The organism is Candidatus Paracaedibacter symbiosus, assembly GCF_000757605.1.
Classification (GTDB): Bacteria; Pseudomonadota; Alphaproteobacteria; order Paracaedibacterales; family Paracaedibacteraceae; genus Paracaedibacter_A; species Paracaedibacter_A symbiosus.
This window is the reverse complement of sequence record NZ_JQAK01000040.1, coordinates 1-836: the sequence shown is the minus strand read 5'-3', so window position 1 is coordinate 836 and position 836 is coordinate 1. Positions and strand designations below refer to the sequence as shown.

General features: G+C 69.0%; 2 protein-coding genes. Both read right to left on the bottom strand.

From position 1 onward, the window contains the following. The coding region (locus IG80_RS0112080; RefSeq protein ID WP_032114277.1) for an ATP-binding cassette domain-containing protein at positions 1 to 319 on the bottom strand (319 nt) is incomplete at its 3' end. Further along, positions 319 to 825 (bottom strand): lipopolysaccharide transport periplasmic protein LptA, encoded by a 507-nt coding sequence (lptA, locus tag IG80_RS14515; RefSeq protein ID WP_075553261.1) that lies wholly within the window; start codon positions 823 to 825, stop codon positions 319 to 321. The genes lptA and IG80_RS0112080, both read right to left, overlap by 1 nt. Between the last annotated feature and the right edge of the window lie 11 nt (positions 826 to 836).

Sequence of the window (836 nt, the reverse complement as noted above, 5' to 3'; positions counted from 1 at the left end):
GGTCCTCGCGCAGCTCCAGCACCAGGCGGATGTTGTCGGCCACGCTGAGCTTGCGGAACACCGACGGTTCCTGCGGCAGGTAGCCCACGCCCAGGCGGGCGCGGGTGTACATCGGCTCGGCGGTGATGTCGCGTCCGTCGAGCACGATGCGGCCGGCATCGGCGCCGACCAGGCCCACGATCATGTAGAAGCAGGTGGTCTTGCCGGCGCCGTTGGGACCGAGCAGGCCGACCACCTCGCCGGCATGCAGGGTCAGCGCGAACTCGCGCACCACCTCGCGCTGCTTGTACTTCTTGCGCAGGCCCTCGGCGACCAGCATCAGTTGCCCCCGGCCTTGGCCGGCGTCGCGGCGCGCGGCTGGATCACGGTGCGCACGCGGGTGCCGTCGCCACCGCTCTGCATCTGCCCGCTGGCCATGTTGTAGACCATCTTCTGGCCGCTGTTGCTGCCGCGCGGGGACTCGACCTGGTAGCTGCCGGTCAGGGTCAGCAGTTCCTTCTTGGGTTCGTAGACGATGCGGTCGGCACGCGCGTTCATGGTGGTGCCGTCGTCCATCTGCTGCTTCATCGTGGCCTGCTTGCCGGTCAGCACGACCTGGTCGATGTCGCCGCCGCGCTGCATCACTTCCGCGCGGCCGGCGCGGATCTCCAGGGTGCCCTGGATGATCTCGACGTTGCCGGAGAACACGCAGCGCGAATCGGGATTGGACTGGTTGCAGTCGGAGTTGTCCGAATCCAGCGTCATCGGCTGGTTGCGGTCCGAGGATTTGGCCTGGGCCAGCGCCGGCAGCAGCGTGGCCAGGACGGCCAGCGCGATCGGGGCCAGGGCGGGCAGGG